This window comes from Nostoc sp. JL33 (genome assembly GCF_017114985.1).
In the GTDB taxonomy this organism is placed as follows: domain Bacteria; phylum Cyanobacteriota; class Cyanobacteriia; order Cyanobacteriales; family Nostocaceae; genus Nostoc.
The window spans coordinates 34,576-58,923 of record NZ_JABXKP010000043.1 but is presented as its reverse complement, the minus strand read 5'-3'; the positions used below and the strand labels follow the sequence as shown (position 1 = coordinate 58,923).

At 42.5% G+C, this 24,348-nt stretch carries 29 protein-coding genes; 12 read left to right on the top strand and 17 right to left on the bottom strand.

The features are described from left to right. The 3 genes from HWQ23_RS11665 to ndhC form a co-directional block, all read right to left on the bottom strand. Window positions 1–412, bottom strand: a 412-nt coding sequence (locus HWQ23_RS11665; protein WP_292828080.1) for an NAD(P)H-quinone oxidoreductase subunit J, incomplete at its 3' end; no start/stop codon positions are given. Beyond that, window positions 405–1,142: a photosynthetic/respiratory NAD(P)H-quinone oxidoreductase subunit K gene (gene ndhK / locus HWQ23_RS11660; protein ID WP_292828077.1), complete on the bottom strand. Its 738-nt coding sequence runs from the start codon at window positions 1,140–1,142 to the stop codon at window positions 405–407. The genes HWQ23_RS11665 and ndhK, both read right to left, overlap by 8 nt. After that, window positions 1,133–1,495 (bottom strand): photosynthetic/respiratory NAD(P)H-quinone oxidoreductase subunit C, encoded by a 363-nt coding sequence (gene ndhC, locus HWQ23_RS11655; RefSeq protein ID WP_273762108.1) that lies wholly within the window; start codon window positions 1,493–1,495, stop codon window positions 1,133–1,135. The genes ndhK and ndhC overlap by 10 nt, the downstream gene beginning before the upstream one ends. Before the next feature lie 422 nt (window positions 1,496–1,917). Here ndhC and HWQ23_RS11650 point away from each other — a divergent pair, with 422 nt between their 5' ends. The 6 genes from HWQ23_RS11650 to HWQ23_RS11625 all read left to right on the top strand — a co-directional run bounded on the left by HWQ23_RS11650 (window position 1,918) and on the right by HWQ23_RS11625 (window position 4,317). Continuing rightward, window positions 1,918–2,253 carry a rubredoxin gene (locus HWQ23_RS11650; protein WP_292828074.1) on the top strand — a complete coding sequence of 112 codons (336 nt, stop codon included), beginning with the start codon at window positions 1,918–1,920 and terminating at the stop codon, window positions 2,251–2,253. Between the two features lie 161 nt (window positions 2,254–2,414). Beyond that, entirely contained in the window at window positions 2,415–3,437 is a 1,023-nt protein-coding gene (locus HWQ23_RS11645) for a photosynthesis system II assembly factor Ycf48 (RefSeq protein ID WP_292828071.1), read from the top strand. A gap of 163 nt (window positions 3,438–3,600) precedes the next feature. Next, the gene (gene psbE / locus HWQ23_RS11640) at window positions 3,601–3,849 is read left to right on the top strand and encodes a cytochrome b559 subunit alpha (protein WP_292828068.1); all 249 of its coding nucleotides are present in this window, start codon (window positions 3,601–3,603) and stop codon (window positions 3,847–3,849) included. Between the two features lie 9 nt (window positions 3,850–3,858). Then, the gene (gene psbF, locus HWQ23_RS11635; RefSeq protein ID WP_012411801.1) at window positions 3,859–3,996 is read left to right on the top strand and encodes a cytochrome b559 subunit beta; all 138 of its coding nucleotides are present in this window, start codon (window positions 3,859–3,861) and stop codon (window positions 3,994–3,996) included. Between the two features lie 8 nt (window positions 3,997–4,004). After that, a complete protein-coding gene (locus tag HWQ23_RS11630; RefSeq protein ID WP_012411802.1) occupies window positions 4,005–4,127 on the top strand; it encodes a photosystem II reaction center protein L in 123 nt (40 codons plus the stop codon). Window positions 4,128–4,197: 70 nt separating this feature from the next. Further along, entirely contained in the window at window positions 4,198–4,317 is a 120-nt protein-coding gene (locus HWQ23_RS11625) for a photosystem II reaction center protein J (protein WP_152589562.1), read from the top strand. A 176-nt stretch (window positions 4,318–4,493) separates the two neighbouring features. On the opposite strand, the gene HWQ23_RS11620 is transcribed toward HWQ23_RS11625, so the two are convergent. Next, window positions 4,494–4,643 (bottom strand): photosystem I reaction center subunit VIII, encoded by a 150-nt coding sequence (locus tag HWQ23_RS11620; RefSeq protein ID WP_292828064.1) that lies wholly within the window; start codon window positions 4,641–4,643, stop codon window positions 4,494–4,496. A 169-nt stretch (window positions 4,644–4,812) separates the two neighbouring features. Continuing rightward, window positions 4,813–8,136, bottom strand: coding sequence for a hypothetical protein (locus HWQ23_RS11615; protein WP_292828061.1), 3,324 nt, complete (start codon window positions 8,134–8,136; stop codon window positions 4,813–4,815). Window positions 8,137–8,879: 743 nt separating this feature from the next. On the opposite strand from HWQ23_RS11615, the gene HWQ23_RS11610 reads away from it, so the two are divergent. Next, window positions 8,880–9,077, top strand: a complete 198-nt coding sequence (locus tag HWQ23_RS11610) for a hypothetical protein (protein WP_292828058.1) — start codon at window positions 8,880–8,882, stop codon at window positions 9,075–9,077. An 81-nt stretch (window positions 9,078–9,158) separates the two neighbouring features. Further along, the gene (locus HWQ23_RS11605; RefSeq protein ID WP_292828055.1) at window positions 9,159–9,635 is read left to right on the top strand and encodes a Tic20 family protein; all 477 of its coding nucleotides are present in this window, start codon (window positions 9,159–9,161) and stop codon (window positions 9,633–9,635) included. A 3-nt stretch (window positions 9,636–9,638) separates the two neighbouring features. Here the strand turns inward: HWQ23_RS11605 and HWQ23_RS11600 are convergent, their stop codons facing one another. Continuing rightward, window positions 9,639–10,412 (bottom strand): fumarylacetoacetate hydrolase family protein, encoded by a 774-nt coding sequence (locus HWQ23_RS11600; RefSeq protein WP_292828052.1) that lies wholly within the window; start codon window positions 10,410–10,412, stop codon window positions 9,639–9,641. Window positions 10,413–10,793: 381 nt separating this feature from the next. Between HWQ23_RS11600 and rpsF the strand changes: the two genes are divergently transcribed. Then, window positions 10,794–11,120 (top strand): 30S ribosomal protein S6, encoded by a 327-nt coding sequence (rpsF, locus tag HWQ23_RS11595; RefSeq protein ID WP_292828049.1) that lies wholly within the window; start codon window positions 10,794–10,796, stop codon window positions 11,118–11,120. A gap of 214 nt (window positions 11,121–11,334) precedes the next feature. Then, complete coding sequence (locus tag HWQ23_RS11590; RefSeq protein ID WP_292828046.1) at window positions 11,335–11,895, top strand: Npun_F5560 family protein; 561 nt, start codon at window positions 11,335–11,337, stop codon at window positions 11,893–11,895. A 482-nt stretch (window positions 11,896–12,377) separates the two neighbouring features. On the opposite strand, the gene HWQ23_RS11585 is transcribed toward HWQ23_RS11590, so the two are convergent. Then, window positions 12,378–12,731, bottom strand: coding sequence for an STAS domain-containing protein (locus HWQ23_RS11585; protein ID WP_292828043.1), 354 nt, complete (start codon window positions 12,729–12,731; stop codon window positions 12,378–12,380). Between the two features lie 487 nt (window positions 12,732–13,218). On the opposite strand from HWQ23_RS11585, the gene HWQ23_RS11580 reads away from it, so the two are divergent. Then, a complete protein-coding gene (locus HWQ23_RS11580; protein WP_292828040.1) occupies window positions 13,219–13,851 on the top strand; it encodes a DedA family protein in 633 nt (210 codons plus the stop codon). A 259-nt stretch (window positions 13,852–14,110) separates the two neighbouring features. Here HWQ23_RS11580 and HWQ23_RS11575 read toward each other — a convergent pair whose 3' ends face one another. The 3 genes from HWQ23_RS11575 to HWQ23_RS11565 all read right to left on the bottom strand — a co-directional run bounded on the left by HWQ23_RS11575 (window position 14,111) and on the right by HWQ23_RS11565 (window position 16,236). Beyond that, on the bottom strand, window positions 14,111–14,323 hold the full coding sequence (locus HWQ23_RS11575) for a hypothetical protein (protein WP_292828037.1): 213 nt from the start codon (window positions 14,321–14,323) through the stop codon (window positions 14,111–14,113). Between the two features lie 72 nt (window positions 14,324–14,395). Further along, window positions 14,396–15,598: an argininosuccinate synthase gene (locus HWQ23_RS11570; RefSeq protein WP_292828034.1), complete on the bottom strand. Its 1,203-nt coding sequence runs from the start codon at window positions 15,596–15,598 to the stop codon at window positions 14,396–14,398. Between the two features lie 308 nt (window positions 15,599–15,906). After that, window positions 15,907–16,236 carry a hypothetical protein gene (locus tag HWQ23_RS11565; RefSeq protein WP_292828031.1) on the bottom strand — a complete coding sequence of 110 codons (330 nt, stop codon included), beginning with the start codon at window positions 16,234–16,236 and terminating at the stop codon, window positions 15,907–15,909. A 474-nt stretch (window positions 16,237–16,710) separates the two neighbouring features. Between HWQ23_RS11565 and HWQ23_RS11560 the strand changes: the two genes are divergently transcribed. Then, window positions 16,711–17,166: a helix-turn-helix domain-containing protein gene (locus HWQ23_RS11560; RefSeq protein ID WP_292828028.1), complete on the top strand. Its 456-nt coding sequence runs from the start codon at window positions 16,711–16,713 to the stop codon at window positions 17,164–17,166. A 345-nt stretch (window positions 17,167–17,511) separates the two neighbouring features. Here HWQ23_RS11560 and HWQ23_RS11555 read toward each other — a convergent pair whose 3' ends face one another. From HWQ23_RS11555 to HWQ23_RS11525, 7 genes are all read right to left on the bottom strand, one after another. Continuing rightward, window positions 17,512–18,018, bottom strand: a complete 507-nt coding sequence (locus HWQ23_RS11555) for a PEP-CTERM sorting domain-containing protein (protein ID WP_292828025.1) — start codon at window positions 18,016–18,018, stop codon at window positions 17,512–17,514. 239 nt (window positions 18,019–18,257) lie between these two features. Beyond that, window positions 18,258–20,207, bottom strand: coding sequence for an alkaline phosphatase (locus HWQ23_RS11550; RefSeq protein ID WP_292828023.1), 1,950 nt, complete (start codon window positions 20,205–20,207; stop codon window positions 18,258–18,260). Window positions 20,208–20,246: 39 nt separating this feature from the next. After that, window positions 20,247–20,495 (bottom strand): hypothetical protein, encoded by a 249-nt coding sequence (locus HWQ23_RS11545; RefSeq protein ID WP_292828020.1) that lies wholly within the window; start codon window positions 20,493–20,495, stop codon window positions 20,247–20,249. A gap of 386 nt (window positions 20,496–20,881) precedes the next feature. After that, window positions 20,882–21,862, bottom strand: coding sequence for a cation diffusion facilitator family transporter (locus HWQ23_RS11540; protein ID WP_292828017.1), 981 nt, complete (start codon window positions 21,860–21,862; stop codon window positions 20,882–20,884). A 366-nt stretch (window positions 21,863–22,228) separates the two neighbouring features. Next, window positions 22,229–22,885: a DsbA family protein gene (locus tag HWQ23_RS11535; protein ID WP_292828015.1), complete on the bottom strand. Its 657-nt coding sequence runs from the start codon at window positions 22,883–22,885 to the stop codon at window positions 22,229–22,231. A gap of 40 nt (window positions 22,886–22,925) precedes the next feature. Continuing rightward, window positions 22,926–23,555 carry a Uma2 family endonuclease gene (locus HWQ23_RS11530; protein ID WP_292828012.1) on the bottom strand — a complete coding sequence of 210 codons (630 nt, stop codon included), beginning with the start codon at window positions 23,553–23,555 and terminating at the stop codon, window positions 22,926–22,928. Window positions 23,556–23,635: 80 nt separating this feature from the next. Then, the gene (locus HWQ23_RS11525; protein ID WP_292828009.1) at window positions 23,636–24,274 is read right to left on the bottom strand and encodes a Uma2 family endonuclease; all 639 of its coding nucleotides are present in this window, start codon (window positions 24,272–24,274) and stop codon (window positions 23,636–23,638) included. Window positions 24,275–24,348 lie beyond the last annotated feature (74 nt).

Genomic DNA, 24,348 nt, shown 5'->3' with positions numbered 1-24,348 from the left:
TGCCGAACATATCGTAAGACTCGCGCTCTTGCCAATCTGCCGTCTTCCAAATCCAGTACACAGAAGGCACTACAGGATTTTCCCGTGGTAAGAACACCTTCACCCGTACTTCTTCGGGGCGATCGCTATTATCACCGACTTTAATCAAGTGATACACACTCACCAATTCCTCTCCTGCGCCAAGGTCAATACCACCTTGAAACTGGAGATAATTAAACCCGTAGGCATAAAGGGCTGTAGCGGTAGGAAGCAAGAAATCTGCCCCCACCTTAATTATCTCTACACCATTCTTATCTGGTGCTAAAAACTCATGGTCAAAGCCATTTTCCGTCAACCACTGGGAAATTTTACCCGCTTGTACCAATGACTCTTCTTTGGCTGCTGGTACTGGTTTAGATTCTTCTTCAGCCACGGGTTTGTTCCTCCTTTTGCGCCTTTTCTGTCAGCAGTGCAGGTGGTATTGGCATACCGATCGCTTCCGTCAATTCCTTCGGTGGTGCATAGCGAGTTTCTGACTGCAAATACTTACCAGTTAAGATTTCCTCTACTGGCTTCAAATTATGAGTCGTGCTGTAGTAGCGGTGGGTTTGCTTAATTTTATCCCGCTCTTGCATCGATTCATTGGAGATTTTCTTCCGCAGCTTAATAATTGCGTCGATAATTGCTTCTGGACGGGGAGGACAACCAGGCAAGTACACATCCACCGGAATCAGTTTATCAACTCCGCGTACTGCCGTAGGGGAATCAACGCTGAACATCCCGCCAGTAATTGTGCAAGCACCCATCGCAATTACATACTTCGGCTCTGGCATTTGTTCATAAAGACGCACCAGTTGAGGAGCCATCTTCATCGTAATCGTCCCTGCCGTAATAATTAAATCGGCTTGGCGGGGGCTAGAACGGGGAATTAGGCCAAAACGGTCAAAATCAAATCGTGAACCAATTAAAGCTGCAAACTCAATAAAGCAGCAAGCTGTTCCAAATAGCAACGGCCACAGACTAGAAAGCCGTGCCCAGTCGTAGAGGTCATCAACCGTCGTCAAAATGACGTTTTCTGAAAGGTCTTGAGTGATTGTAGTCCGCTCAATGGGGTTGATGATTCGCTCTTTGCCCTGAGTTGTTAAATTAGAATTCAAGACCATTCCAAAGCTCCTTTACGCCATGCGTAAACTAAGGCGACTACAAGAATTGCAATAAAGACTAGCGCTTCAATAAATGCCAATAGCCCCAAACGGTGGAAAGCTACCGCCCAAGGATACAAGAATACAGTCTCCACATCAAAGATGACGAAGACCAGAGCAAACATGTAGTAGCGGATGTTGAACTGAATCCAGGCTCCCCCAATGGGTTCCATGCCAGATTCATAGGTGGTGTGCCGTTCTGGGCTGTAACCACTGGGTCGTAGGAGCTTGGATGCTGAGAGCGCCAAGGCAGGCACTAGGCTACAGATTATGAAGAAGCCTAGAAGGTACTCGTAACCGCTGAGGACAAACACAATGAGTATCTACCGCTTATGGAGTATTTTAAGTGGGGAGTGGGGAGTGGGGAATGGGGGGAGTAAGAATTTTAGATTTTAGATTTTAGATTTTGGATTAAAGAATTGAAATTTAATCCAAAAGACGCTCTCTACGAGATGCTGCGCGTAGCTTGTCCTCCGCAGGAGTACGCGGACTCGCTCTCCGTGGCGCTATCGTCAATCCAAAATCCAAAATTGAATTGCCCAATGCCCAATGCCCAATGCCCAATCCCTTAACTGCGTAACTTTCTTTTACATTATATCTGTTTGATTTTTCTGAAATCTGGGAAACAGACGCACTTCAGGTATTTGATTCGTTTTTGCTAGTGATAGAAAACTCTAACAGTTATGTCATAATTTTTAACGTATATTTAAGATTTCTCCTCTGCGAGGACTTAGCCATGAGCGAACCAGCTGTTGAGACTACGGTGTTAGATCGCTACGAGTGTCGCGCCTGCGGTTATGTTTACGAACCTGAGAAGGGAGACGACAAGGATGATATTCCTTCAGGGACACCCTTTGCAGAACTGCCCATAAATTGGCGCTGTCCAGTTTGTGCTGCTAAAAAAACCGCTTTTGCCAACATCGGCCCTGTGGGTACTGCATCCGGCTTCAAAGAAAATCTCGGTTACGGTTTTGGTGTCAACACCCTAACGCCAACCCAAAAGAATATCCTAATTTTTGGCGCTTTGGCTCTTGGCTTCTTGTTTTTTATCAGTCTCTACGGCTTACAGTGACAGCCGTTAAGCAATTCAAAATAGACGCTCTCTACCAGACGCGCTCTTTACCTTGGACTCGCTCTTTGTGGCGCTAACAAAATTCCAAATGGAAAACTCAGGATTGCCCAGCATCCTAACGCCGACTACTACAGAAATTTAGAAACAAATAAGAGATACTGATGCATTCAATTGTGAAAAGTTGGCAACGAATAGCTGCCTTGTTGATAGTAGTCCTGATGTGCATAGGTTGTAGCAAAATTCCCTCTGTTAGCTACAATCCCTGGAAAATCATTTCTGTGCCAACAGACTCGAATCTATTAGATATTGCTTTTACTGATAACCCTGAGCATGGCTACTTAGTAGGTAGCAATGCTACCCTGTTGGAAACCAATGACGGTGGTAATACCTGGAAACAAATAACACTACAACTGGATGAGCAAAAGTATCGCTTTGACTCAGTAAGTTTTCTCGGTAAAGAAGGCTGGATTGCTGGAGAGCCTGGACTGTTACTGCACACTACTGATGAAGGTGGTTCTTGGTCGCGTATTCCCCTGAACGAAAAGCTACCAGGTAGCCCGATCGCAATTAAGGCAGTGGCAGACAAGACAGCTGAAATGGCTACTGATGTCGGAGCCATATATAAGACCACAGACGGCGGCAAAAACTGGAAAGCCCAGGTGGAATCAGCAGTTGGTGTGGTGCGTAACTTAGAGCGTTCTGCTGATGGTAAATATGTTGCCGTTTCCGCTAAGGGTAGTTTCTACTCGACTTGGGAACCGGGGCAAAATGCTTGGGTACCCCATAACCGCAATAGTTCTCGGCGGGTGGAAAACATGGGCTTTACTGACAATGGGCAATTATGGTTGCTAGCCAGGGGCGGTCAAATTCAGTTTAGTGATCCAACTAAACCTGAAGAATGGCAAGAGGCAAAATATCCAGAGTTATCAACCAGTTGGGGTTTACTGGATTTGGCATATCGCACACCCAACGAAATTTGGATAGGTGGCGGTAGCGGTAATTTGCTACGGAGTGGGGACGGTGGCAAAACCTGGGAAAAAGACCGTGCGGTGGAAGAAGTTGCTGCTAATTTGTACAAGATTATTTTCTTAGAGCCAGAGCGGGGATTTATAATTGGCGATCGCGGCGTTTTACTCAAATATTTACCAAACCCTGAAACAACTTCTCCAGCAGGGGCGGCTTAGTAAGAGGACGGGGGAGATGAGGGAGATGAATTAATAACCAATGCCCTGTTTGGCCTATGCCCCATGCCTAATTTCTGAGAATAACGTTGCAACTTGTAACTCTTTCTTAACTTTGTAGGATAATAAACTCTATAACACTCTATGTAATTAGGTAGGGATCTAAATGTCAGGTACCACTGGAGAACGTCCGTTTTCGGACATCATTACCAGCGTTCGTTACTGGGTAATTCACAGCATCACCATCCCGGCATTGTTTATTGCAGGTTGGTTATTTGTACAAACTGGTCTGGCTTATGATGCCTTTGGCACACCCCGTCCCAACGAATATTTCACAGAAGCACGGCAAGAAGTGCCAATTGTGAAGAACCGTTTTGAAGCTAAAAAACAAGTTGAACAATTTATTGGAAAGTAGTTTGAGATCATGACTAGCGGCAATAACATCAATCAACCAGTTACCTATCCAATTTTTACCGTTAGATGGCTGGCAGTTCACACTTTAGGTGTACCAACTGTATTCTTTTTAGGCGCGATCGCCGCAATGCAATTTATTCACCGTTAGGAGCAATTATGGTAGAAAGATCGCCCAATCCCAATAATCAGCCGGTTGAACTAAACCGGACTTCGCTATACCTGGGACTACTTCTAGTTTTCGTTCTGGGGATTCTGTTTTCCAGTTACTTCTTTAACTAACTGGAACTAGTGTTGTTAATGTTTGTTTATTGAAGATATGTTGATTTGTTGTTAAGAGAGGAGAGAAGTTGTGTCTGAAAGTGGGAGAATTCCCCTGTGGGTCGTCGCTACGATCGCAGGCTTAGGTATAATCACAGTCTTGGGCATTTTCTTTTATGGTGCCTACGCCGGACTTGGTTCTTCGATTTAACATTAGTTTGAACCGAACGCTATAAGTTAGAATTTTCTAGCATTTGTTGAGAAATCAACGTTAAAAAAAACCGCCTGTCTCTATGAGATGGGCGGTATTGATTTTGGTCAATAGTCTAGAAATGTATCCGACATTCATACTTGACCAAAGCAACGCAGTGGCTCCTAATGACTAGATCACTTAATATCGCTGATATCGTCGCTTTCAATGTATAAAAATAGAAAAGCAAAGGTCACAGCTGGCAAAATCCAACCAATTGTGTAAACCAAGATCGGAGACAAGAACGAAGTAGTAGCCAAGACAGAAGGCAAAAAAGAAACTGCCATAGTAAAAGTTCCCATTAAATCACACTACAATTCAAAATGAGCTTACTGCAAATACTGCCAGATTTTTGAAATTCTTTCATATTTTTAACACAGACGGGGAGTGGGGAGTGATTTGTTGAATAATTCTTCCTTGCCCCTTTGTCCCCTGTTTTCCAACCGCTACTGGCGATCACATACCCAGTAGTTCATCTAGCTGCAAGCTTGGCAAGTCTGGAGGAACCACAGTTCGCACTATTGTGACTTTGTGACTCTCTTGCTGGGTTGTCAAATCAAGTGCGATCGCTTCCAAGCGAATTTCTAAACAGCCAAAGGGAATGTTTAATTGGGTCATCACTTCCAACCCTCCCAAAGCATTAGGTAGTAAATTTGTCAATAAATGCGGGCCATCTAGTAACCAGCGAGTTTGATAATCTTCAAGCCATAACTTGACAACAACTTGTGGAGGTACTTCAGGCAGTACTACGCGCACTATGATAAACTTGCCAGCGATTAGTTCGCCTTCTGGCACTAGCAGTTGGGGAATTGGCAAAGGTTCAGTGGCTGCCGCAATTATAGGTAAGTAAGGAGATAAATCTAACAGTGGTTGCTCCTCTTCTTCAAAGGGGTAACTCCTGGTTGCGTCGGCTTCCAGTTCACTATATGTATCATCTACAACGATTTCTTGCGCTAACCAAGCTGAGGCTATATTTATTTTTATCGGAGGAAGGGGGGGCGGTAGTTGTGTTAACACCGATGAGAGCGTTGGTTCTAATACTTTTTCTAGTTCCGTATTTTCTCCTATCTCCAGATCCGCTTCCTTCGCTGTATTTACATCTTCCCCAAAGTTCCCCAGTTCGGAAGCCAACCCTTGGACTTCTTCCGTCCCCTCTTTGTTGCGCGTCTTTGTCAGAAGAAGTTCTGAGTGACCGCAACCTTCGCTCAGATTCATCTCTGTGTTGGCATCTAGGTTTAACGGCAAGTTAACATCAACATTCGCATTTTCTGCATTTAGAGAAAGCGATGTCTGCTGTGCTGAAACATAGTTATCGTAGTTTTGAAGTTGCAGATCATTGATAGATTCAGGCAAAGAGTATCCTTGGCTCTGCATCCACTTCCTAAGTAAAGGAGATGAGTAAAGGTTGCCTGTTGTAATCAATTGTGTATTTGGCTGGGCTTCTACAGCAACAGATTCCTCCTGGAATTGTGCATCACCTACTACTAATTCAGGTGTATTTTCATCTTCAGCTATTGCGTCCAACTGGGGGAAGTCTTCAGCAGGTGAAAGTTGCAATGCCTCTGGGGAAACATTGTTTTTTACTTCCTCCTGGAATTGTGCATCACCTACTACTGATTCAGGTGTATTTTCATCTTCAGCTATTGCGTCCAACTGAGGGAAGTCTTCAGCAGGTGAAAGTTGCAATGCATCTGGGGAAACATTGCTTTTTACTTCCTCTGCATCACCTGGCAAAGCTTTTAGCCGTCTCAAGTATGGAAAAGTTGCATTGAGTTTTGGCATTCGACGTTGCCTGATCACCAACTGCTCCAAGTTGATGGTGGATATAGTAGCATCCTTTTCTAGAAGTTCCTCCTCTGTAGGGGGTTGTGCAACAACATCTGTGGAAGTCTTGGCATCGGTTTGAACAAGGGGCAGTTTCGGCAATTGAGGCGAAGTGCCTGAATTCTTGACCTTAGATGTCCGCAGGGCAAGTTCTCGCAGAACTTGCAGGTTAATTTGCGGTGGTAGGGGTGTGTTTGGGGATGGATTGAGTATTTGAAACTGGTCGGTTTTTGGAATCTTGACCAGATTAAATAGTTTCAAATCGAGCCTTACAGCTGTCTCTGGTTCTGTCAAAGTAGCAGATGAGTCCGATAGTGCTATGAGGCCATTTCCATTTAAGGATGTACTAGGTTTTGCTATGGCTGTGATTGCCAGTAATTCTTTTACATCTGCGGTAATGGTGAACGACTGGTTGGCTAACCGGATGACTTCACTAACATCGGCAAATCTACCATACAAAGTGATATCTGCCAAAATTAACTTGGATTCACAGTCAGCAGGAATATCAATTGAGGTATTGATGGTGAACGGCAACTCCTGGTCTGGTAAGGGTTGCCGTACCTGGGTTAAGATTTTTGAGTTATTGGGCGATCGCAGTTCAATTCCTAGTTCAAGCCCTTGCAAGCTTGTTGGGGATAATGTTTCAGCCTGATCTACATTTGTCTTTTCTGGGAGTTCTATGTGTCCATTGATTGTAAGAGGTTGTCCCCAACGAGCAATGTAAGTATCCTGACCTAAAGTTAGTAGTAATGGTGGCGACGGTTGTGTTGCTGGAGAATCTGTAACGTTTTCATCTTTTGGCAGCAGTTCAGAAGCGGGTAAAGCTAAATCTATTAAATTTTGTAAAATCTGCTCTGCCGTCTCACCTTTGAGCCACACAGGACTCACAGGCTCATCGATAACTCTATTTTCTTCGGTTTCATCTGGTACAACAATGCTAGTGGGGTTGCTGTCTGTAGCAATTCCCACTTCTGCGGAGGGAGCGATCGCTTTATCTAGAGTAATTTCGGCATCTGCTGGGGCGAGAAATTCCAAATTCTCTTCATCTGGCACAACAATGCTAGCGGGGTTGCTATCTGTAGCAATTCCCAGTTCTGTCGAGAGAGCGATCGCTTGATCTAAGGTAATTTCGGCTTCTGCTGGGGCGGTAAATTCCAAGTTCCCTTCATCTGGCACAACAATGCTAGCGGGGTTGCTGTCTGTAGCAATTCCCACTTCTGCCGAGAGAGCGATCGCTTTATCTAGGGTAATTTCGGCATCTGCTGGGGCGGGAAATTCCAAATTCTCTTCATCTGGCACAACAATGCTAGCGGGGTTGCTGTCTGTAGCAATTCCCACTTCTGCCGAGAGAGCGATCGCTTTATCTAGGGTAATTTCGGCATCTGCTGGGGCGGGAAATTCCAAATTCTTTTCATCTGGCACAACAATGCTAACGGGGCTGCTGTCTGTAGCAATTGCCAGTTCTGCAAAGACAGCGATCGCTTTATCTAGGGTAATTTCGGCTTCTGCTGGGGCGGGAAATTTCAAGTTTTCAGAAAAAGTATCTGGGTGATCAGGTGAATTTGATTCTATATTCTCCCCCAGCCTTCTTTGCTCCCCCTCTTTTTCCTGGGGCAATACTTCAAGTTGGACACTGTACTGCCAAGATTTACCTAACAGATCCGACATCAAATCGCCAAAACAGCGCAACTCCCAAACTCCCGACTGGAAGTAGGTAAAAGGAATTACCGCCATTAAGCCTTCTGAGTTAGTGCGGCGCGATCGCTTTAAAATTCGCCGCGTTGGTTGAACTTCCTGGGTTGAAGAGTGAGTTACCCGCACTTCCACCTCTGTATTAGGAAGTTTAGAAAGAGCCAAAACTCTATACTCCCCTTCCCAAATTTCCAAATTTGGCGATTCTAGGATATGCCACGAGCGAGCGCCTTGTTTCTGTATCAGAAATTGCCAGTGTTCCATTGTGAGTGATGCCCAGACCGACGAGCCGCCTAGTAATATTGTGTATTACCTTGCTTGTCAGTTTACCTCAGTATTTTGTAATTGCATCACTTAGATGGCTATCAAGTTAACTCAGCTTTACTTACTTGATTTTTCGCACTTTAAATAGTCGCGTCAAGGGAATTTTAATGGGTCGCCGTGTTGCTTGTGCGTAAAGATTTCTTGTTTCCTGAATTAACACAGATGCAATGAATACCGTTGGCTGTCCCTACTAAACTTAGTGCGAAGAATTTTGTATTATTTTTTACTTTGCAATAGACACAACAGACAATCTATTAAGATTCAGTTGACAATTTTTATTGAATTGTGATTGCTCACATTTTTGCTACAAAGAGTTAGGATGTGGTTTTTAAGTGTCCTCTGTGATCGCCGACGCTGGGCGCAAAGCGCCATCGCACTCTTGATAACACTTAACCCAATACGCTTGGGTTAGCGTCAAAACCTTAAACTGCGTAGGTTGGGGAGCCACTGCTAGAGGTGCGGTTTCCCGACATGGAAATTGCGCGTCTCACGAGAGGGAGAAGCAAGTGGCGTTTAAGCAAAGCGCAACCCAACAAAGCTATTTTTCTTAAGGCTTGCCTATTGACACTTAACCTGCAAAGCCCAACATAGAGTTTGTAGCGGTTCAAACAGCCGCTACAAACAAAGCGTGTCCTCACCTAAGTAAAATATGGGTGACAATGAGGATTTACAGGAGGGATTCGATGCTAGTCATTTTAATGGACGAGCAAATCCTTGCCACTGAGCAAGTTTGCCAGTCTTGTTTACTCGCTGACCGGAGCGGTCAACCCCGTTGGCGTGGGGGTCAACTGCGCTGTGGTCAAGCCATTCGCAAGCTTACTCAACAGCAGCCAGACCAGTATGAGTGTATGATGGGCTTTCGCATCGCCCATATAGAATAGTTGAATTTGCCAGCAAGACCAAGCAACTGCGTTATCCTAAGCTCAAGTAACTATATAAATTTCACCACAGGAGAACGCATAATGTCTTGGCGTGGGTCTACAACGGTTTCAGATCGGATTTTTGCTTCCTTGCCTTATTTGCTACCGATGGTTGAGGCAGTAACTTTTGGCTTTTTTTTATTAAAGCAGTTTCCTCCCCTGGCAGTCATTTTTACACCGATTCTGATTTTATGGTCATTTTACACAAGTGTGCGCTATGCAGGACTGATTATTTTCTTTGCCTTATTCCTATTGGTGGTAAGAAACGAAAAAATCAGTCACTTTATTCGTTTCAACACGATGCAAGCAATCCTTTTGGACATCATTATCTTTTTGTTTAGCATCCTGACTGATGTTGTGGGACTAGTTCCCTCTGCTGGTTTTGCAATCCAAACCTTATCCACAACCATTTTTCTAGGCATAGTGGTAGCAGTTGGATATTCAGTCATCCAGTCATTGAGCGGGCGTTATGCCGAAATTCCGGCGATTTCCGATGCAGTGTATATGCAAGTGCGTTAGAAATTAACGGGACACTACGGTGTTTTCCAGGCGACCAATACCTTCAATTTCTACACGGACGCGATCGCCTGGATGCAATGCACTTACACCCTCCGGCGTACCTGTAAGCACCAAATCACCCGGTAGTAACGTCATCACCTGACTGATATAGGAAACTAGAACATCGGGGGAAAATACCATCTGATCGATACAAGCAGATTGGACTGGATTGGCGTCGTCATTCACAAAAGTCTGCAATCTTGCTCCGGGATTTAATTCCCGCACAATCCAAGGCCCCAAAGGACAAAAAGTATCAAAACCTTTGGCTCGTGTCCATTGACCATCCCGTTTTTGTAAATCCCGCGCTGTTACGTCATTGGCGATGGTGTAGCCCCAAATTTTAGTTTGGGCTACCTTGGGCGTACATTCAAAGGCGTAATCACCAATCACTAGTGCTAACTCTCCTTCGTAGTCAACTCTTTGTGACTGGGGAGGATACTTAATTTCGCTCTCAGACGGAATTATAGACGTGGGTGGCTTGAGAAAGATTAGTGGTTCAGAAGGTACTGGAGTTCCCATTTCGGCTGCATGGTCTGCATAATTCTTACCCACCGCCACAATTTTTGAGGGAGCGCAAGGAGCCAGAATTTGGTAATTTTCTGGTGTCAAAGTTAAATCAGTGGGTTGTCCTTCTAACCAAGGCGGAGCATCTAGCACCTGAACATTGAGGGATAGTTTGAGTAACCCATAATAAATCTGTCCTTCTGGATTTTGAATTCGCACATAGCGCTGTGCCATAACCTTAATACAATATCCTTTTATCTGCTTTTTTGTTGCTGTGAGCCGATAGCAATCCTCAGTGAGCTTTTTAGCGAACCGATTGAGCCTTAAGCAAAAAAGCGATCGCTATAGATGCCCTTAAGGAAATATACCCCTTAGTGAACCTGATAGCTTGATCAATCTTGCTAAAGAAATATCGGGATTGCCTCCCGACCTAGTTTTCATTAGGTACATCGAAAAAATCCCAACTTCGGCGATTTGGCTAATGATTCAAATTGAAAACTGGTAAGATTATAGTTCCTTGTTGCTTCAGATGTTGATCAATACTGACATTTAAAATTTAAATCAGGTATAAATTAACATTGGCAGCCACTTTTGTCCATGAGGAGACTGAAAAATATGACTACAACTTACGAAACAATGTACATCCTCCGTCCTGACCTCGGAGACGAACAGGCAGAGCAAGCAATTACTAAATATCAGAATTTGCTTCGCGATCAAGGCGCCCAGGACATCCAAATTCAAAATCGTGGTAAGCGACGTCTGGCTTATGAAATCAAAAAACACCGCGATGGCATCTACATCCAGTTAAACTATACTGCGCCTCCAACTGCGATCGCCCCCTTTGAACGCGCCATGCGCCTGAGTGAAGAAGTGATTCGCTATCTGACAATTAAGCAGGAAATCGAAGAGGAAAAACCCGCTAAAGTGGCTGCAACGGTCTAATGGGTAGGGAGTAGGCAATAGGGAATAGGGAAGAGTTTTCCCAATGCCCTGTTTGCCCAATTCCCAATTCCCAATTCCATTCAATAAAATTTTGTCTTTTTCTTTTTTCGTAACTTGTCTGGGAATGCTAAATTAACAAATACTTGCCAAAGGTAGTACTTCCGCAGTTATACCTAAGAGTGGACAAGATTCTGAATGGGAGCTATAAGCTACTGTGAGCCAATCTGATACACCCAACATTCAAGTTCTCTCTACGGAAGTATCGCAGCTACGCCAAGAGTTGCAACTTCGCGATCAATTAGTGCAACAACTATCTCAAGAACTCTTCCGCCTGGTAAAGGGTAACACTAGTTTTATGCCCCAGCAGCCGGAGCTTGAGCGCGATCTCGCCCAGTTACAAGCTTTGCAAGAACAACTCCAAGCTGTGGAGCAGCAGGTGGCGTTCTATCAAGAGCAAATTACAACTCGTGACTCCGAAATTTACCAATTGCGACAGTCAGTTCAAGAACTCACCGATCGCAGTCGAATGTTGGAGCAAGTAGTACAAGAGTTACCTCAAATTTACCGTCGGAAGTTTGAGGAGCGGATGATGCCAGTAAGAGAAAAGGTAGCAATGCTACAACGGGAAAACCGCCAACTACAAGCAGAACTGCAAAGTGTGAGTTACCGTTTAGCACTCAAAACTCGCAATGCTAGTCATAGCGGCATTGATTTGCCAAATTTTCCCCACCCAGCATCCGAACAAACTAACATTTCGACTCCCCAGAATGCCTAAAGTTACCATTATTGTGGAATCGAAGAGGTAAGAAATTGGCGCAACAAAGTATCTTGGAGACATCCAAGTAGTACATCAAGACAAAAATAACTATAGAGTTAGAAATAACCCAAAGGCTGAGATTCTAAAATTTCTTACCTCCTGCTTCTTTGCACGAGTTGCGTCGGACATAGAGCAATTAGCTCAGAGTAATTTGAGAAGCCCTCTCTTTGCGAGGCTGGGGAGTGTCACAAACAATTGCATTACTTTGACCAATTTTGGCCATTTCCTAGTTTACTGGTTTAAGTAGATTGGCTGACAACAAGCAGATACATTCATCTGCCATTGATATTACCTAGCTCAAAACCATGAGTTTTTCTCAACATTCTTCTCTAGGCAGAAAAGAAAGTCAGCCTGCTAGCACCAGACTGTTATCTTTAAGAATGTGAAAAAATGCAAATATTGCTTGACTCCACCATCCTTCTAAAGGTAGATTTATTTAGTTAGCCTGCTAGCACCAGACTGTTATCTTTGACGGTGGTAAAAATATCTTCGTAAGTGTGAAAAATTTCAAACACTGAATCTAGTTGCGTAAGTTCCAAAATTAACCGTACAGGAGCTTGCACGTTGCATAAAACTAAGCGGCAACCACTCTGACGTGCAGCTTTCAACCCTTTTACTAAAGGGACTAGCCCAGAACTGTCCATAAAATTAACTTCTTTTAGGTCGATAACCCAGAGTTGATCAGCTTGGGGCACTACTCCAGCCATCTGTTCGCTCAAAACCTTACCGCCTTGCAAATCTATACTTCCTTGGGGTTTAAACAAAATCACTTGAAGTTCTTGTGTGAGAGCCATGAATTTAACAGGGTAATTGGAACACTTGACAGAAAATTCAAAAAAGACATCAATACATCTTCTCTTTCAACGGCAAAATGACTGTTCTACCCAGATATTTGGGCAATTGCAGCCATGCAATTGAGAGCGATTATTTCAGTATTCATGCCGTATAATTTGTGATAACTTTCATCAATATAGGCATAATCGCCTAACAATTTCGGTATCAACCGTATCTTTTACAGTATTTTCATAATTATCTGGGGTATTTATAAAGAATTTATAAATTTTTTAGTTTTTTTAAAAAAAATATTAAAGTGTGGTAGGTATTTCTAAAAATTGCCTAGTTAATAGCCAAAAACTAATAGTTACCATAGATTATAAGTTATGGATTATTCAGAATTAAACTAATGACTTAATGACTGAATGTAGTGGTTTGATTGACACCCCACCCAAAAACAAGCAAAGATATAGTAAAAGTAAAAATTTATAAAGACGGCGGTGCGGGATGTCTTTAGAGTTGATTTCACTAGAAAATATCCAGGAAGTCGCCCACAGATACGGGTATTGGGCAATTTTTTTGGGAATTTTGCTAGAAAATTTAGGCATTCCCCTTCCTGGTGAAACCGTGACCTTAGTAGGCGGGTTTCTAGCTGGCAGCGATGAACTAAATTTCTGGCTGGTTCTTGGTGACGCAATTATGGGTGCTGTGATTGGCGGCACTTGTGGCTATTGGATTGGTAGAGTTAGCGGTTGGGATTTTCTCGTAAAAGCTGGTAGCATATTTCGGATTTCGGAAGTGCGGCTGCTGAATATTAAAGATCAATTTAGTCAAAATGCGGCGAAAGCGGTATTTTTTGGACGTTTTCTGGCATTGTTACGAGTTTTTGCTGCACCACTAGCTGGTATAGCCGAAATGCCCTTTGGAAAATTCTTTTTATACAACTTGTTAGGAGCAGTTGCTTGGGCTAGTTTGATGGTGACATTGGCTTTCTTTGCTGGCAAGATTATCTCTTTAGAACAATTGGTTGCTTGGGTGGGTCAATTTGCGATCGCAGCGTTATTAATCCTTGCTGCCTTAATTGTTGTCCCCCTGTGGTTAGAGTCTCGCCAAGTTAAGGAAGTGAGTAATGAGGAGTGAGGAGTAGAGACGCGATTAATCGCGTCTGTACAGGAGTTAGGAGTAAAGTAAAAAGTTATTTTTTTAACTTTTACTTTTGTATTTTACCTTTTTAACGGGTCGCGGAAGTCCCAATCTTCTCTACGAGACGCTACGCGAACAAGGTATTCCTAAGATGGGGATTGTGAGCGGGTGATAAGGATTGCATCTGGGATTGATTTTTTACTTTGTAAAAAATCAATCCCAGATGTATGACGAGTCACCAAAATTTTCTGGTAAGCTAAATAGTATCTTGACCATCAATGCCATAAGCGAAAACCAAGCTAACAGGTATATGTTGCAAGAAGAACATTTGGGTCTTGGGAACCAGGACTTCTGCCCTTGGAGGGAATGTTAGACTTTCTAGTACTACGGAGTTCTGGAGGCTATTCCCGATGAATTGGGAAGCTCCGTCCGTCTTACGGCGGAGTAGTTCACCTCCTAAATCTGGCAATTTTGGATTTTAGATTTTAGATTTCTCCTTCAATCCAAAATCCAAAATTCAAAATCTAAAATTGAATGACTCCTAACTTTTAGTTAGCCGTGACCAAATGCGAGTCGGTAGTCCCCAAACGTAGATAAAGCCTTCAGCCGCTTTGTGGTCAAATTTGTCTTCGGCTCCGTAGGTTGCCAAATCGGGAGTATAGAGGGAATTATCGCTCGAACGCCCAACTATCGTAGAGTTGCCCTTGAACAACTTCACGCGCACAGTTCCAGAGACTCGCTCTTGTGTCTTTTGAATAAACGCATCGAGTGCAACTTTGAGTGGACTGTACCACAAACCGTTGTAAACGATTTGGCTGTAAGTTTCTTCAATCCCACGCTTGTAATGGGTAACATCTGCCGTTAAAGTCAAGCTTTCTAAATCCCTATGTGCCTGAATTAGGACTAACATCGCGGGTGATTCGTAGATTTCCCGCGATTTGATGCCCACCAGACGGTTTTCTATCATATCGATCCGCCCGACGCCGTGATTTCCTACCACCTGATTGAGTTGTTCAATTAGCTCAACTGGCTTTTTAGCTATGCCGTTGAGGGTTGTGGGAATACCACCGTGGAAACCAATTTCGATGTACTCTGGCTCGTTGGGAGTGTCAGCGATCGCTTTGGTCATCTCATAAATTTCTTCTGGTGGCTCAAATGATGGATCTTCGAGTAAACCAGCTTCAATGCTACGACCGAGCAAATTCTTGTCAATGCTGTAGGGAGAGGATTTTTTGACTGGTGAGGGGATACCAAAGTTTTCACCATAGGCGATGGTTTCCTCACGGCTCATCCCCCATTCTCTGGCTGGTGCGAGGATCTTCAGGTTGGGGTTCAGGGCGGTAACTGAGACATCAAAGCGAACCTGATCGTTACCTTTACCCGTGCAACCGTGAGCGATCGCATCAGCACCATATTTTTCAGCCGTTTCTACTAATACCTTAGCAATCAGTGGACGGGCAAGAGCAGTTCCTAGAGGATAACGATTTTCATAGAGGGCGTTGGCTTGAATCGCTCCAAAGGCGTAATCTTTAACGAAGCTGTCTTTGACATCCGCCACTAGGGATTCACTTGCACCCGATTTCAGAGCTTTTTCTCGAATTGGCTCTAATTCATCTCCCTGACCTAAATCTGCTGCTAGGGTAATCACCTCTTCCACACCCCACTCCTGTTTGAGGTAGGGGATGCAAACTGAGGTATCCACTCCGCCAGAATATGCCAGGACAACCTTTTTGGCGCGACCCATTAATTTCTCCAGTTAGGAAAACAAACAATGAGTCATTATTATATCTGAACTAATCCATGTATATTTTCTTGATGCAACAACCTATAGGGGGTAGATATAGCGAAGCTGTCACAAGGGGCAAGATAGCCTGAAAATATTGCTGCTGCTTTACTCCCTCAAGAAATACGGTTTTTGGGGGAGTAAAATGAAAGGCGATTGCCCAGTGGGGATTGCGATCACATAGCGACTCATAGCTGAGTATCGCCTTTCAGGGATAGCACGCTTTGTCTAGCTGATATTTTATTTTCGTGAGAGTCCCTAACCTCGGATTATTGGTGCTTCGTCTTAGAATCAGGAGCCGGATAATGGCAGATTTTGCTTGATTGCTCAACTTGAAAATCATTAAACCTTATTCTTCTAACTGTTTCTACGCATCCTGATACAGGTTTTGGCTGTAAAAACTGCAAAATGCTGAGAAGCAAAGGTAAAATAACTTTGCTAGGGCGTTGCCAATCAATCCAGCGTGTTATGACTGATTTTGGATTGGTAGAACGGTTCTCCAGTTCCACATATGGTGAAACTTTAGAGGATTTTTGCGCTACTATATTAGTAATGGCAAACAAAAACTTGCCTTTGTTGAAGGCATGATTTTTTTTCATAATAAAATTGTCAATTGTTTGATTAATGTCGATTAAAATCTGCTATCACCGACGGCAAATCAGTGGTAGCGTGAAATTGAAGCCCAATGCTGACCGTAAATCAGTGTTGGGTTGTTTATTTTGGTGATGTACTCGGTGGCAGACGAGAGCAAAAAAACTTCATCATATTGTCTCCAATTTGACTTTAGAGCAGTTTGCAAAACTGCTCTAAAGTTCTTTTGCTGCTGATACTTTATGTATAACGCGAAATTTCAAACCTGACAACTCTTGACAACTGCGCCAAATTACTGAAGCAGCGAACGAAACGCCAATTAAGTAACAACACCTTAAGACATAACATAGCATAAAATAACCTAAAAAGATAACACTGTAGAAGTATATAACAGAGCCAAGGCACAAGATGCATGAGTAACGATATGCATCTTGTGCAGCTGGGTGTTTATAATATGCTTGTGAGTAAAGTACTAAATTCATATGTTGTCTGAAGAAAAAAACTTTGAAAATTCTAATACTCTATCCGTAGAAAAATCTAAGTCTTCAACTGGAATAAATGAACCTCCTGCGTCAGTCGCTTATATTCACGGTTTCTTAGATGAATACGGACTAGATCCTTATGAATTTCGTCTTTATGCCCACATGGTTCGCCGAACGGGTGGTAAACCAAAAGGGGTCTTTTTTGCGAGTCTCAAAAAGACCGCTGAAATTTGTGATATGAGTGTTCGCAAAGCTCAACAAGCTTTAAAGGTGTTGATTAAAGCAAACCTTTTAAAGCAGACAAAACGTGGCGGTCGGACAGACGAATACAGAGTGACTCTTACTAGTGAGTGGATCTCAAAGGAGGAATTAGCAAAAATTCGCATAGATGCAACAAGCAGTAAACCTGATAAAACGATAGACACAGTTATCAAGACAGATATTACGTGCGAATAGCAACCAAACAGGAATGTATGTTAACTGGATGCATAAGCCAGGAAGCACTCTACCGTGTGCGGATTTTTAATCCGCACACGGCAATATTATCCTTCCAACGACAGCAATATTTTCAGACTATCTTGCCCCTGGTGACAGCTTCGCTATATCTACCCCTATAGGTAGATTGTCAGCAAACTCAGACAGCACAATCTGTATAAGTAAGTGGGCAAGAATAAATCAAACTATTTTATACAATGTAAAATTAATTAAAAATTAGATTAAAAATTTGCAGGGTGGATAATCCCACCCTGTTATATGTAGATGCCAATCAACCACCTAACAGTTTATTTTTGATAATTTGGTTCAAGCTTTTGTGCTTGATGACCTAGAAGATGCTGTCTTTTTGGCCAAGAACAAACCCAACCCAAATACAGACAATCCAAGCATAAAACTTGGCTCTGGGACACTTGCGTAAGTGATGGTTTGAACACCCGTAGCAGTCGAATCATTCAGATCGATAAAACTATCACGGTAGACATTAAACGTGCTTGGTGTAAAATTCAAGCCCAACCCCGCTTGGTTCAAAATTGTTCCGGAAAAGTCGGTTAAAACTGATGCTAAAGGATCATTGGCTTCAGTATAGAATTGGTGATTGTAGGTAGCAAAAATCTTTAAGCCTTCTGCGATCGTTACTTGTTGATCGTCTGCTGCTGCTTGGTCAAAGGAAAAAGTCCCTGTGAGAGTTTTATTCTCGTTAGAGAAATTATAAGTGAGTTGTTTAGCTTGGACGGGCATAGTTTCCCCTACCGCAAAAATCAGAGCAGTTCCCAGCGTTACAGCTGCTAACTTGTTGAAGATGGAGTCAGTCATTTTTTTACCTTGATTAAAGAACAGATACAAAAATACCGAAATAGCTTTATGAAACAGAGACGTGAGAACACACGTCTGTGCAACACAAAGTTTTTCAGTCAGACAATGCAAGGATTTTAGATTGACCCTACAGATCAATCCATTTGCTCTAAGGATTTTGGATTTTGAATCTTTTAATCCAAAATCCAAAATCTAAAATTTAAAATTCGGTCAGTGTTTAGTGAAGCGGTGTATTAATTTCACGGACTGACGATCGCAGTTTTCATCGCCTGGAAGATATGACTTTGATCAACCACTCCTCGAACACCGGGCGCACTGTAAGTACCAGAGCTATCTGTGAACTTGAGCTTTTGTCCAAACGATCGAGTCAGAGTTGATGAATAAGCACCCTGGTAGTAAACAGGTACAATCCGTCGGCTATGGCTACCCCAGAGGTACTTGTAATTTGGATCAGCTCCCCAGAAGTGACCAGCATCTTTAGGGTTGTGCTTGTTGAAGGTGATGTCCTTAGCGTTATACTTCAAGCCTCTAGCTTTATTAGGATCAGGATTGGGAGTTAGCTTTGAAACAAAGTCATTATTCAGAGTCAGGTAGTGGTCATGGTCAGCAGTAACAAGCAGCAGATTCTTACTCCAACCTCCATGCTTGTTTACCCAACTAATCACCTCCTGGACTGCTTTATCAAAATCATTCATGGTACCGATTAGGTTATCCATGTTGTTGTCATGAGCAGCCCAGTCTACATCACCTCCCTCAATCATCAGCCAGAAACCGTCTTTGTCTTTACCTAGAACCTTTAGAGCTGCTTTGCTCAGATCAGCCAAAGTTGGATTTTCGTTAATCTCTCTGGCGATAAAGCTAGCATCGGTTTCGCCGGGAGCGAGAGGACGGATAGTATCAGGTGTGGGGCCAGCGATTGGGTTCCCTGCTGCGTCAACGACAGGAACACAATCCCCAGCTGTACCAGGAATGATCTGACCTGATGGACAGGGACTTACACTCTTAACAACGGTGCTATAGAGCGAGCCGTTGTTCAGACCTGTTAGACTGTAGTCTCCCTTAGAAGAGCTAGTAGGAAGGTTGCCTTCTTGCCCACGCGCACCGTATAGACCAAATAATTTGCCTCCCTTATTTGGGTTGATGTTAGCAGCCGTCTTTAGCAGTGTCTGAGTTGCATTCGGCCCACGTTCCAAAAAGGTATAGCCGTAACGATTGGACGTAGGGTTATCACTGAGATGCTTGTAAGTGTCTTCTGTAATATACGTATAGTTAAAGATACCCTCTGCTGTAGTTGTACTACTTTTATTGTCAAAGTCTTTAGGATGACCGCCACCCAACAAGACATTAGGCTGAAAGTTTAGCAATGTCTGTTGCAGAATACTGTCTTGGTTAGTCTTGGTGGGGTCGTATTTACTGTCGTATTTGCTGCGACGATTTACAAAAGAAGCCGCAGCACCAGGCGTTGCGTGGCTAATAGGTACGGAAGTAACTAGTCCTGTAGACTTACCTTTTTCTTTGGCAATTTCCAGGATAGTTTTCAACTTTTTCTCGTAAATGTCTACACCCATCGCGTTGTTAAAGCTCTTTACGCCCGTATAAAGAGTCGTAGCGGTGTTAGCAGAGTCGGGATAACTGTGTTTGATGTACTCTTTGTCGTATGTACCAGGATTAGCAGGGGTCAGAGGAATCCAGGGAACAGGGCCGCCCTTACTAGGGTCGTAACCTGTCAAATTACCATCTGCCAAACTGTTGCCATCAAGTCGATTGCCTGGATTAAAAGGAGTAGGCTGGAATGAGAAGTTGGGACGAACAGGACTTGCACCTGTGAATGTATCAGACCCATCCAGAGCAGAGTTAGTTGTTAGGTGGGGCTGATCTGTTGGCTTCTCTGGTGTATTTCCCTGAATCGTTGTGCCATAGGTGGTAACAAGTCCATATCCACTTAGCTTTTGGAAGCTTAGACCTAAGCCTTTACCACTAGTGTAAAAAGGGGCACCTTTGGCAACGGCTGCGGCCCGTGCCAGATTCCAACCCATACCATCGCCAATCATGATAATTACATTAATTCCATTACCAGCCGCCATAGTCGGCTGAAAAACAGAATTACCAAATATCAGCAGAACGGTACAGAGAAAGCCAACCATAGTCAAGGATAGCGATCGCTTGTACTTTCGCAAAAATGAAATCATTTCAGTGCGCCTTAAAGTTAGTTGAGCAAGTATTAGCGGTTAATACTGATAAAAATTTGGTTCTAGATGAGTAGCACCGAAGTCTGAGTACGTAGGAGTTACATCTAGCTGAGTAGAGGGTGTGGTATGACTCTGGTTAGAGGCAGGGTTAGAGGCAGTTGCTGGTTGTTGATTCGATGTTCCGAAGAACAACAGGACTGCCAAAAACAGACCAGATATGAACCAAACTAATGTGCGTTTGTAGTGTTTCAGTAATGAAACAATTTGAGATTTTGGAATTAAATTCATGATTGAGTAAACCTCCTAGTAAATAACCGTTTGATAATCGAAATAATGCTAATAAGCATCATATTTAAATCTTCATTTTAGGCAAAAAGTTTGGTGTTTGATAGGGACATTAAACAAAGAAATAATTCTTGCTATTGGTCTATCAAGGAAACCTTGACGAGTAAATAAAATCTTCAATTTCTTTTCTTTCTTTCTTTCTTTCTTTATTTCTCTTTTTTCTTCCTTCGCGCTCTTCTCTGACGAGACGCTGCGCGAATGCGTCCTTCTCCCAAGGGGAGACGCTAACGCGTAGCTTGTCCTCCGCAGGAGTACGCGGTTCGTTCCTTTACCCTTCAAACTTCGCTTGACAGACTACTATTACAATATATTTCGCTATTATTTTGGTTTTAATTTGTTTTACTCGCAGACAACATTAAAACTATATCTTGGTTAAATAAAGGATGAATTGGCATTAATGAAGGTTTTCTAGAGCTAGTTAGCTGTAAAGTTATCTCAGCAATATTAAAGTTTTTTTGAAGGTGAGCTTCCAACTTAGCGAGTAAGCGATCGCGTTCTTGGATAGTTGTACATTCCACTGTCAAATTGGCACAAAGCATGACTTTATTTAAATTAATTTTCCAGATGTGAAGTTTTTCTACTTGAACAACACTAGGAAAAGATTTAAGAGATATTTCCACCTCGATGGGGTCAATTGATTCCGGTGCATAGTCCAAAAAAATCTTCAGGCTTTCTTGGACTAGGGGGAAAGCACTTAAACCAGTAAAAATTGCAACTACTAAACTAATAGCGACATCTGCCCACCACCAATCCCAAAGATGAACTGCTAAAGCAGCTATAATTACGCCAACAGAACTAGCAGTATCGGCGATGACATGAAGCAAAGCCCCCCGTAGGTTTAGGTCGTCGTGAGTGTGGGGATGAAGCAAAGTAATGTTGAGTAAATTGACGATTAAACCTAACACCGCAATTCCTAACATTGGTAAGCCCAAAATTGTTGCTGGATGTTGCCAGCGCCCAATAGCTTCCCATGTGATAAAAGTAGCGATCGCCAGCAAACCTAATCCATTCAACAAAGCTGCTAAAACTTCGATACGCTGATGTCCAAATGTTGCCTGACTTTTAGCTGGTTGCTGTGCTAAGAAACTTGCAAATAGTGATATTAGCAAGGCTGTAATATCAGATAATATATGTCCTGCATCTGCTTGTAGAGATAAACTTTGACTCCACAAACCCACACTCCACTCAGCAACAAAAAAACAAGCAAGTAAACCTAATGTTATCCACAATATCTTGGCTTTTTGCCGACTTTTAAGTACTTTTATCGAAGTATCTTCGCACCTACATTTATCCCCTTCAAGTAAAAGCATTAACCAAAAAAACCTTTAAATCTAAAGTATTACCTGAAAAATTCCCACCTCAATATTTGTGATGGGTCTATTTTAAATTTAGAATGCTACGTTATCAAAGATTCTCTCCAAATATGGACTATATATTTATGGAAATTACTCACTAATTTTTTATTCTAGAGATAGATAATTTTAAATGCACTAATTTACTAAGACTAAGAATATATAAAAATTATCTTGGTTAATTTAAGGGATGGTAATGGTTACGTTAAAAATGATAATTTAAGTAGGTAGGCGTAATTAAACATAAGATCAAACCTCACCCTCAATCCCTCTCCTTACTAAGGAGAGGGAAGCCGGAGGCAGAGTTTTTCCAAAAAGAATTGGCTAGGAATTACGAATTACTAATTGTTTGACCTTTTCAGTGAGCCAATCGACACGATCCTTTCCCCAAAACCTTTCGCTTTCCACTATCCAGGTTGGGACTCCAGGACAAGCAAATTGCTCGTATTCTGCCAAAGCTGCCACTGCTGCTTGTTTGGCTGCTTCGCTGTATACTAATTCCAGAATGCGATCGCCATTTAGCCCAACATCATTTGCAACTTTCTTAATCACAGACTCATCGTTGACATCAAGCAGGTCAATGTACGTTGCTCGAAAGAACGCGGCATCAAGCAGATGCTCCTTCCCAGTTCCACAAGCAGCGTAATACGCTCTGGCGGTCAGTTCTTCCCGACCAAACTTCATTTTCTCCCAGCGCTTGACCCACTTACCAAATTCTTCATACTCCTTGAGCCGAATTTCAATGCCGTACTTTTTTGCCCACCGCAGACAATCTTCTTTGTGATACGACGATAACAGGGCGTTTTCACTTCGTCCTTGCAGGTCAGCTACCTTTATACCTCGCTCCTTCGGTATGTAGATTGGTCGTCGTTCAATATCAACAGGTAAACCGCGCAATGCTTTCTCGGCAAGAGCAATACCAATATATGAATTTGACGAGTGGTATATCGAGTACGAGTATACTTTGATTCGCTGCGACATATATGCTTCTACATCATTAATTCGCTATTTTGATATTATATTAAATTTGGCTTTTCACCCATTGACGAAATTCTTTAACTAATTCCAAATAATCTTTTTCCTCCACCTGCTCTAAAAAATTAGAAATCTCTGTTAGTGGCAGATTGGGAAATGCTAAACTCCGGTCAACAGATATATATTTCTGATTTTGTAAAACGTTAATACTAAAATCATTACCATCATATCGCCAAATTTCAGGTACACCCATATCAGCGTAGACTTCAAAGCGATTCTTAGAACTGCTAGTAATATCAATTTCCACTACCAAATCTGGCGGCGGATCTTGCGTTAAATCTATTCTTTTTTTGCCTCTTATTACATTAATATTTCCAATGTAAAAGCATTTATCTGGTTCTGCACCACTAAGCTGTGGACGTTTAAAAGTAGTAGAACCAAGGCAGTCAATTCTAACTTCTAGTTCTTCTGCTAGAGTTTCGACAAATCGACCCACCATTTCTTTGTATCGTTCATGTTCAGGTGAAGGAACCATAATTTCTAAAGTACCTCGATTGTAAGTAAGCCGGAGGCGGCGACTCGCACTAAGTTCAGTGAGCAAGTTTTCGTATGTTTGCCAACTGATACCCGATAGGTGGACGATTTCTGTGGGTTGAAGCAGTGTGTTGCTAGTCATAGCTATCTAAGAGTATTTGAGAAGTTTTTGGGTGCTAAGGAATAATAGTAATTTTGTAATTTTTAATTACGTTTAGCTCATTAATTCCAATCAATCTTACTTCTAACCCAGTTGCGGAAATCACTCACCAACTCTAAATAATCTTTTTCTTCTACCTGTTGTAAAAAATCAGCAATTTCTGTTAGAGGCAAATTAGGAAACGCTAAACTTTGGTCAACAGCTATATATTTGTCATCTCGGAAGATATTTATACTAAAAATAGTGCCATCATAACGCCAAATTTCTGGTACACCCATATCAGCATAGACTTGAAAACGATTTTTGGAACTGCTGGTAATATCAATTTCCACTACCAAATCTGGTGGCGGATCTTGTTGCAAATTAATTCTTTTTTTGCCCTTAATGAACTTCATATTTTTAATATAAAAGCATTCATCTGGTTCTGCACCACTCAGTTCTGGACGTTTGAAAGTTGTAGAACCAAGGGGCTGAATCCTAACTTCTAGTTCTTCTGCTAGAGTTTCGACAAATCGACCCACAATTTTTTTATAACTTTCATGTTCAGGTGAAGGAACCATGATTTCTAGAGTACCTCGATTGTAAGTAAGCCGGAGGCGGCGACTAGCACTAAGTTCAGTTAGCAAGTTTTCATAGGTTTGCCAACTGATACCCGATAGGTGGATGATTTCTGTGGGTTGGATCAGAGTGTTGCTAGCCATAGCGATATGTGATGTAGGTTCTCGCTGTACAATAGCCTTTCTTACCCTTACTGTACTTTAATAAAGGTAGGTAT

Excerpts from the sequence above, each read along its gene's own strand:
- ndhK (WP_292828077.1), bottom strand. The coding sequence starts at position 1,142 with ATGGTCTTGAATTCTAATTTAACAACTCAGGGCAAAGAGCGAATCATC.
- HWQ23_RS11650 (WP_292828074.1), top strand. The coding sequence starts at position 1,918 with ATGAGCGAACCAGCTGTTGAGACTACGGTGTTAGATCGCTACGAGTGT.
- HWQ23_RS11645 (WP_292828071.1), top strand. The coding sequence starts at position 2,415 with ATGCATTCAATTGTGAAAAGTTGGCAACGAATAGCTGCCTTGTTGATA.
- psbE (WP_292828068.1), top strand. The coding sequence starts at position 3,601 with ATGTCAGGTACCACTGGAGAACGTCCGTTTTCGGACATCATTACCAGC.
- psbF (WP_012411801.1), top strand. The coding sequence starts at position 3,859 with ATGACTAGCGGCAATAACATCAATCAACCAGTTACCTATCCAATTTTT.
- HWQ23_RS11630 (WP_012411802.1), top strand. The coding sequence starts at position 4,005 with ATGGTAGAAAGATCGCCCAATCCCAATAATCAGCCGGTTGAACTAAAC.
- HWQ23_RS11620 (WP_292828064.1), bottom strand. The coding sequence starts at position 4,643 with ATGGCAGTTTCTTTTTTGCCTTCTGTCTTGGCTACTACTTCGTTCTTG.
- HWQ23_RS11615 (WP_292828061.1), bottom strand. The coding sequence starts at position 8,136 with ATGGAACACTGGCAATTTCTGATACAGAAACAAGGCGCTCGCTCGTGG.
- HWQ23_RS11610 (WP_292828058.1), top strand. The coding sequence starts at position 8,880 with ATGCTAGTCATTTTAATGGACGAGCAAATCCTTGCCACTGAGCAAGTT.
- HWQ23_RS11605 (WP_292828055.1), top strand. The coding sequence starts at position 9,159 with ATGTCTTGGCGTGGGTCTACAACGGTTTCAGATCGGATTTTTGCTTCC.
- HWQ23_RS11600 (WP_292828052.1), bottom strand. The coding sequence starts at position 10,412 with ATGGCACAGCGCTATGTGCGAATTCAAAATCCAGAAGGACAGATTTAT.
- rpsF (WP_292828049.1), top strand. The coding sequence starts at position 10,794 with ATGACTACAACTTACGAAACAATGTACATCCTCCGTCCTGACCTCGGA.
- HWQ23_RS11585 (WP_292828043.1), bottom strand. The coding sequence starts at position 12,731 with ATGGCTCTCACACAAGAACTTCAAGTGATTTTGTTTAAACCCCAAGGA.
- HWQ23_RS11580 (WP_292828040.1), top strand. The coding sequence starts at position 13,219 with ATGTCTTTAGAGTTGATTTCACTAGAAAATATCCAGGAAGTCGCCCAC.
- HWQ23_RS11570 (WP_292828034.1), bottom strand. The coding sequence starts at position 15,598 with ATGGGTCGCGCCAAAAAGGTTGTCCTGGCATATTCTGGCGGAGTGGAT.
- HWQ23_RS11565 (WP_292828031.1), bottom strand. The coding sequence starts at position 16,236 with ATGAAAAAAAATCATGCCTTCAACAAAGGCAAGTTTTTGTTTGCCATT.
- HWQ23_RS11560 (WP_292828028.1), top strand. The coding sequence starts at position 16,711 with ATGTTGTCTGAAGAAAAAAACTTTGAAAATTCTAATACTCTATCCGTA.
- HWQ23_RS11555 (WP_292828025.1), bottom strand. The coding sequence starts at position 18,018 with ATGACTGACTCCATCTTCAACAAGTTAGCAGCTGTAACGCTGGGAACT.
- HWQ23_RS11550 (WP_292828023.1), bottom strand. The coding sequence starts at position 20,207 with ATGATTTCATTTTTGCGAAAGTACAAGCGATCGCTATCCTTGACTATG.
- HWQ23_RS11545 (WP_292828020.1), bottom strand. The coding sequence starts at position 20,495 with ATGAATTTAATTCCAAAATCTCAAATTGTTTCATTACTGAAACACTAC.
- HWQ23_RS11540 (WP_292828017.1), bottom strand. The coding sequence starts at position 21,862 with ATGCTTTTACTTGAAGGGGATAAATGTAGGTGCGAAGATACTTCGATA.
- HWQ23_RS11535 (WP_292828015.1), bottom strand. The coding sequence starts at position 22,885 with ATGTCGCAGCGAATCAAAGTATACTCGTACTCGATATACCACTCGTCA.
- HWQ23_RS11530 (WP_292828012.1), bottom strand. The coding sequence starts at position 23,555 with ATGACTAGCAACACACTGCTTCAACCCACAGAAATCGTCCACCTATCG.
- HWQ23_RS11525 (WP_292828009.1), bottom strand. The coding sequence starts at position 24,274 with ATGGCTAGCAACACTCTGATCCAACCCACAGAAATCATCCACCTATCG.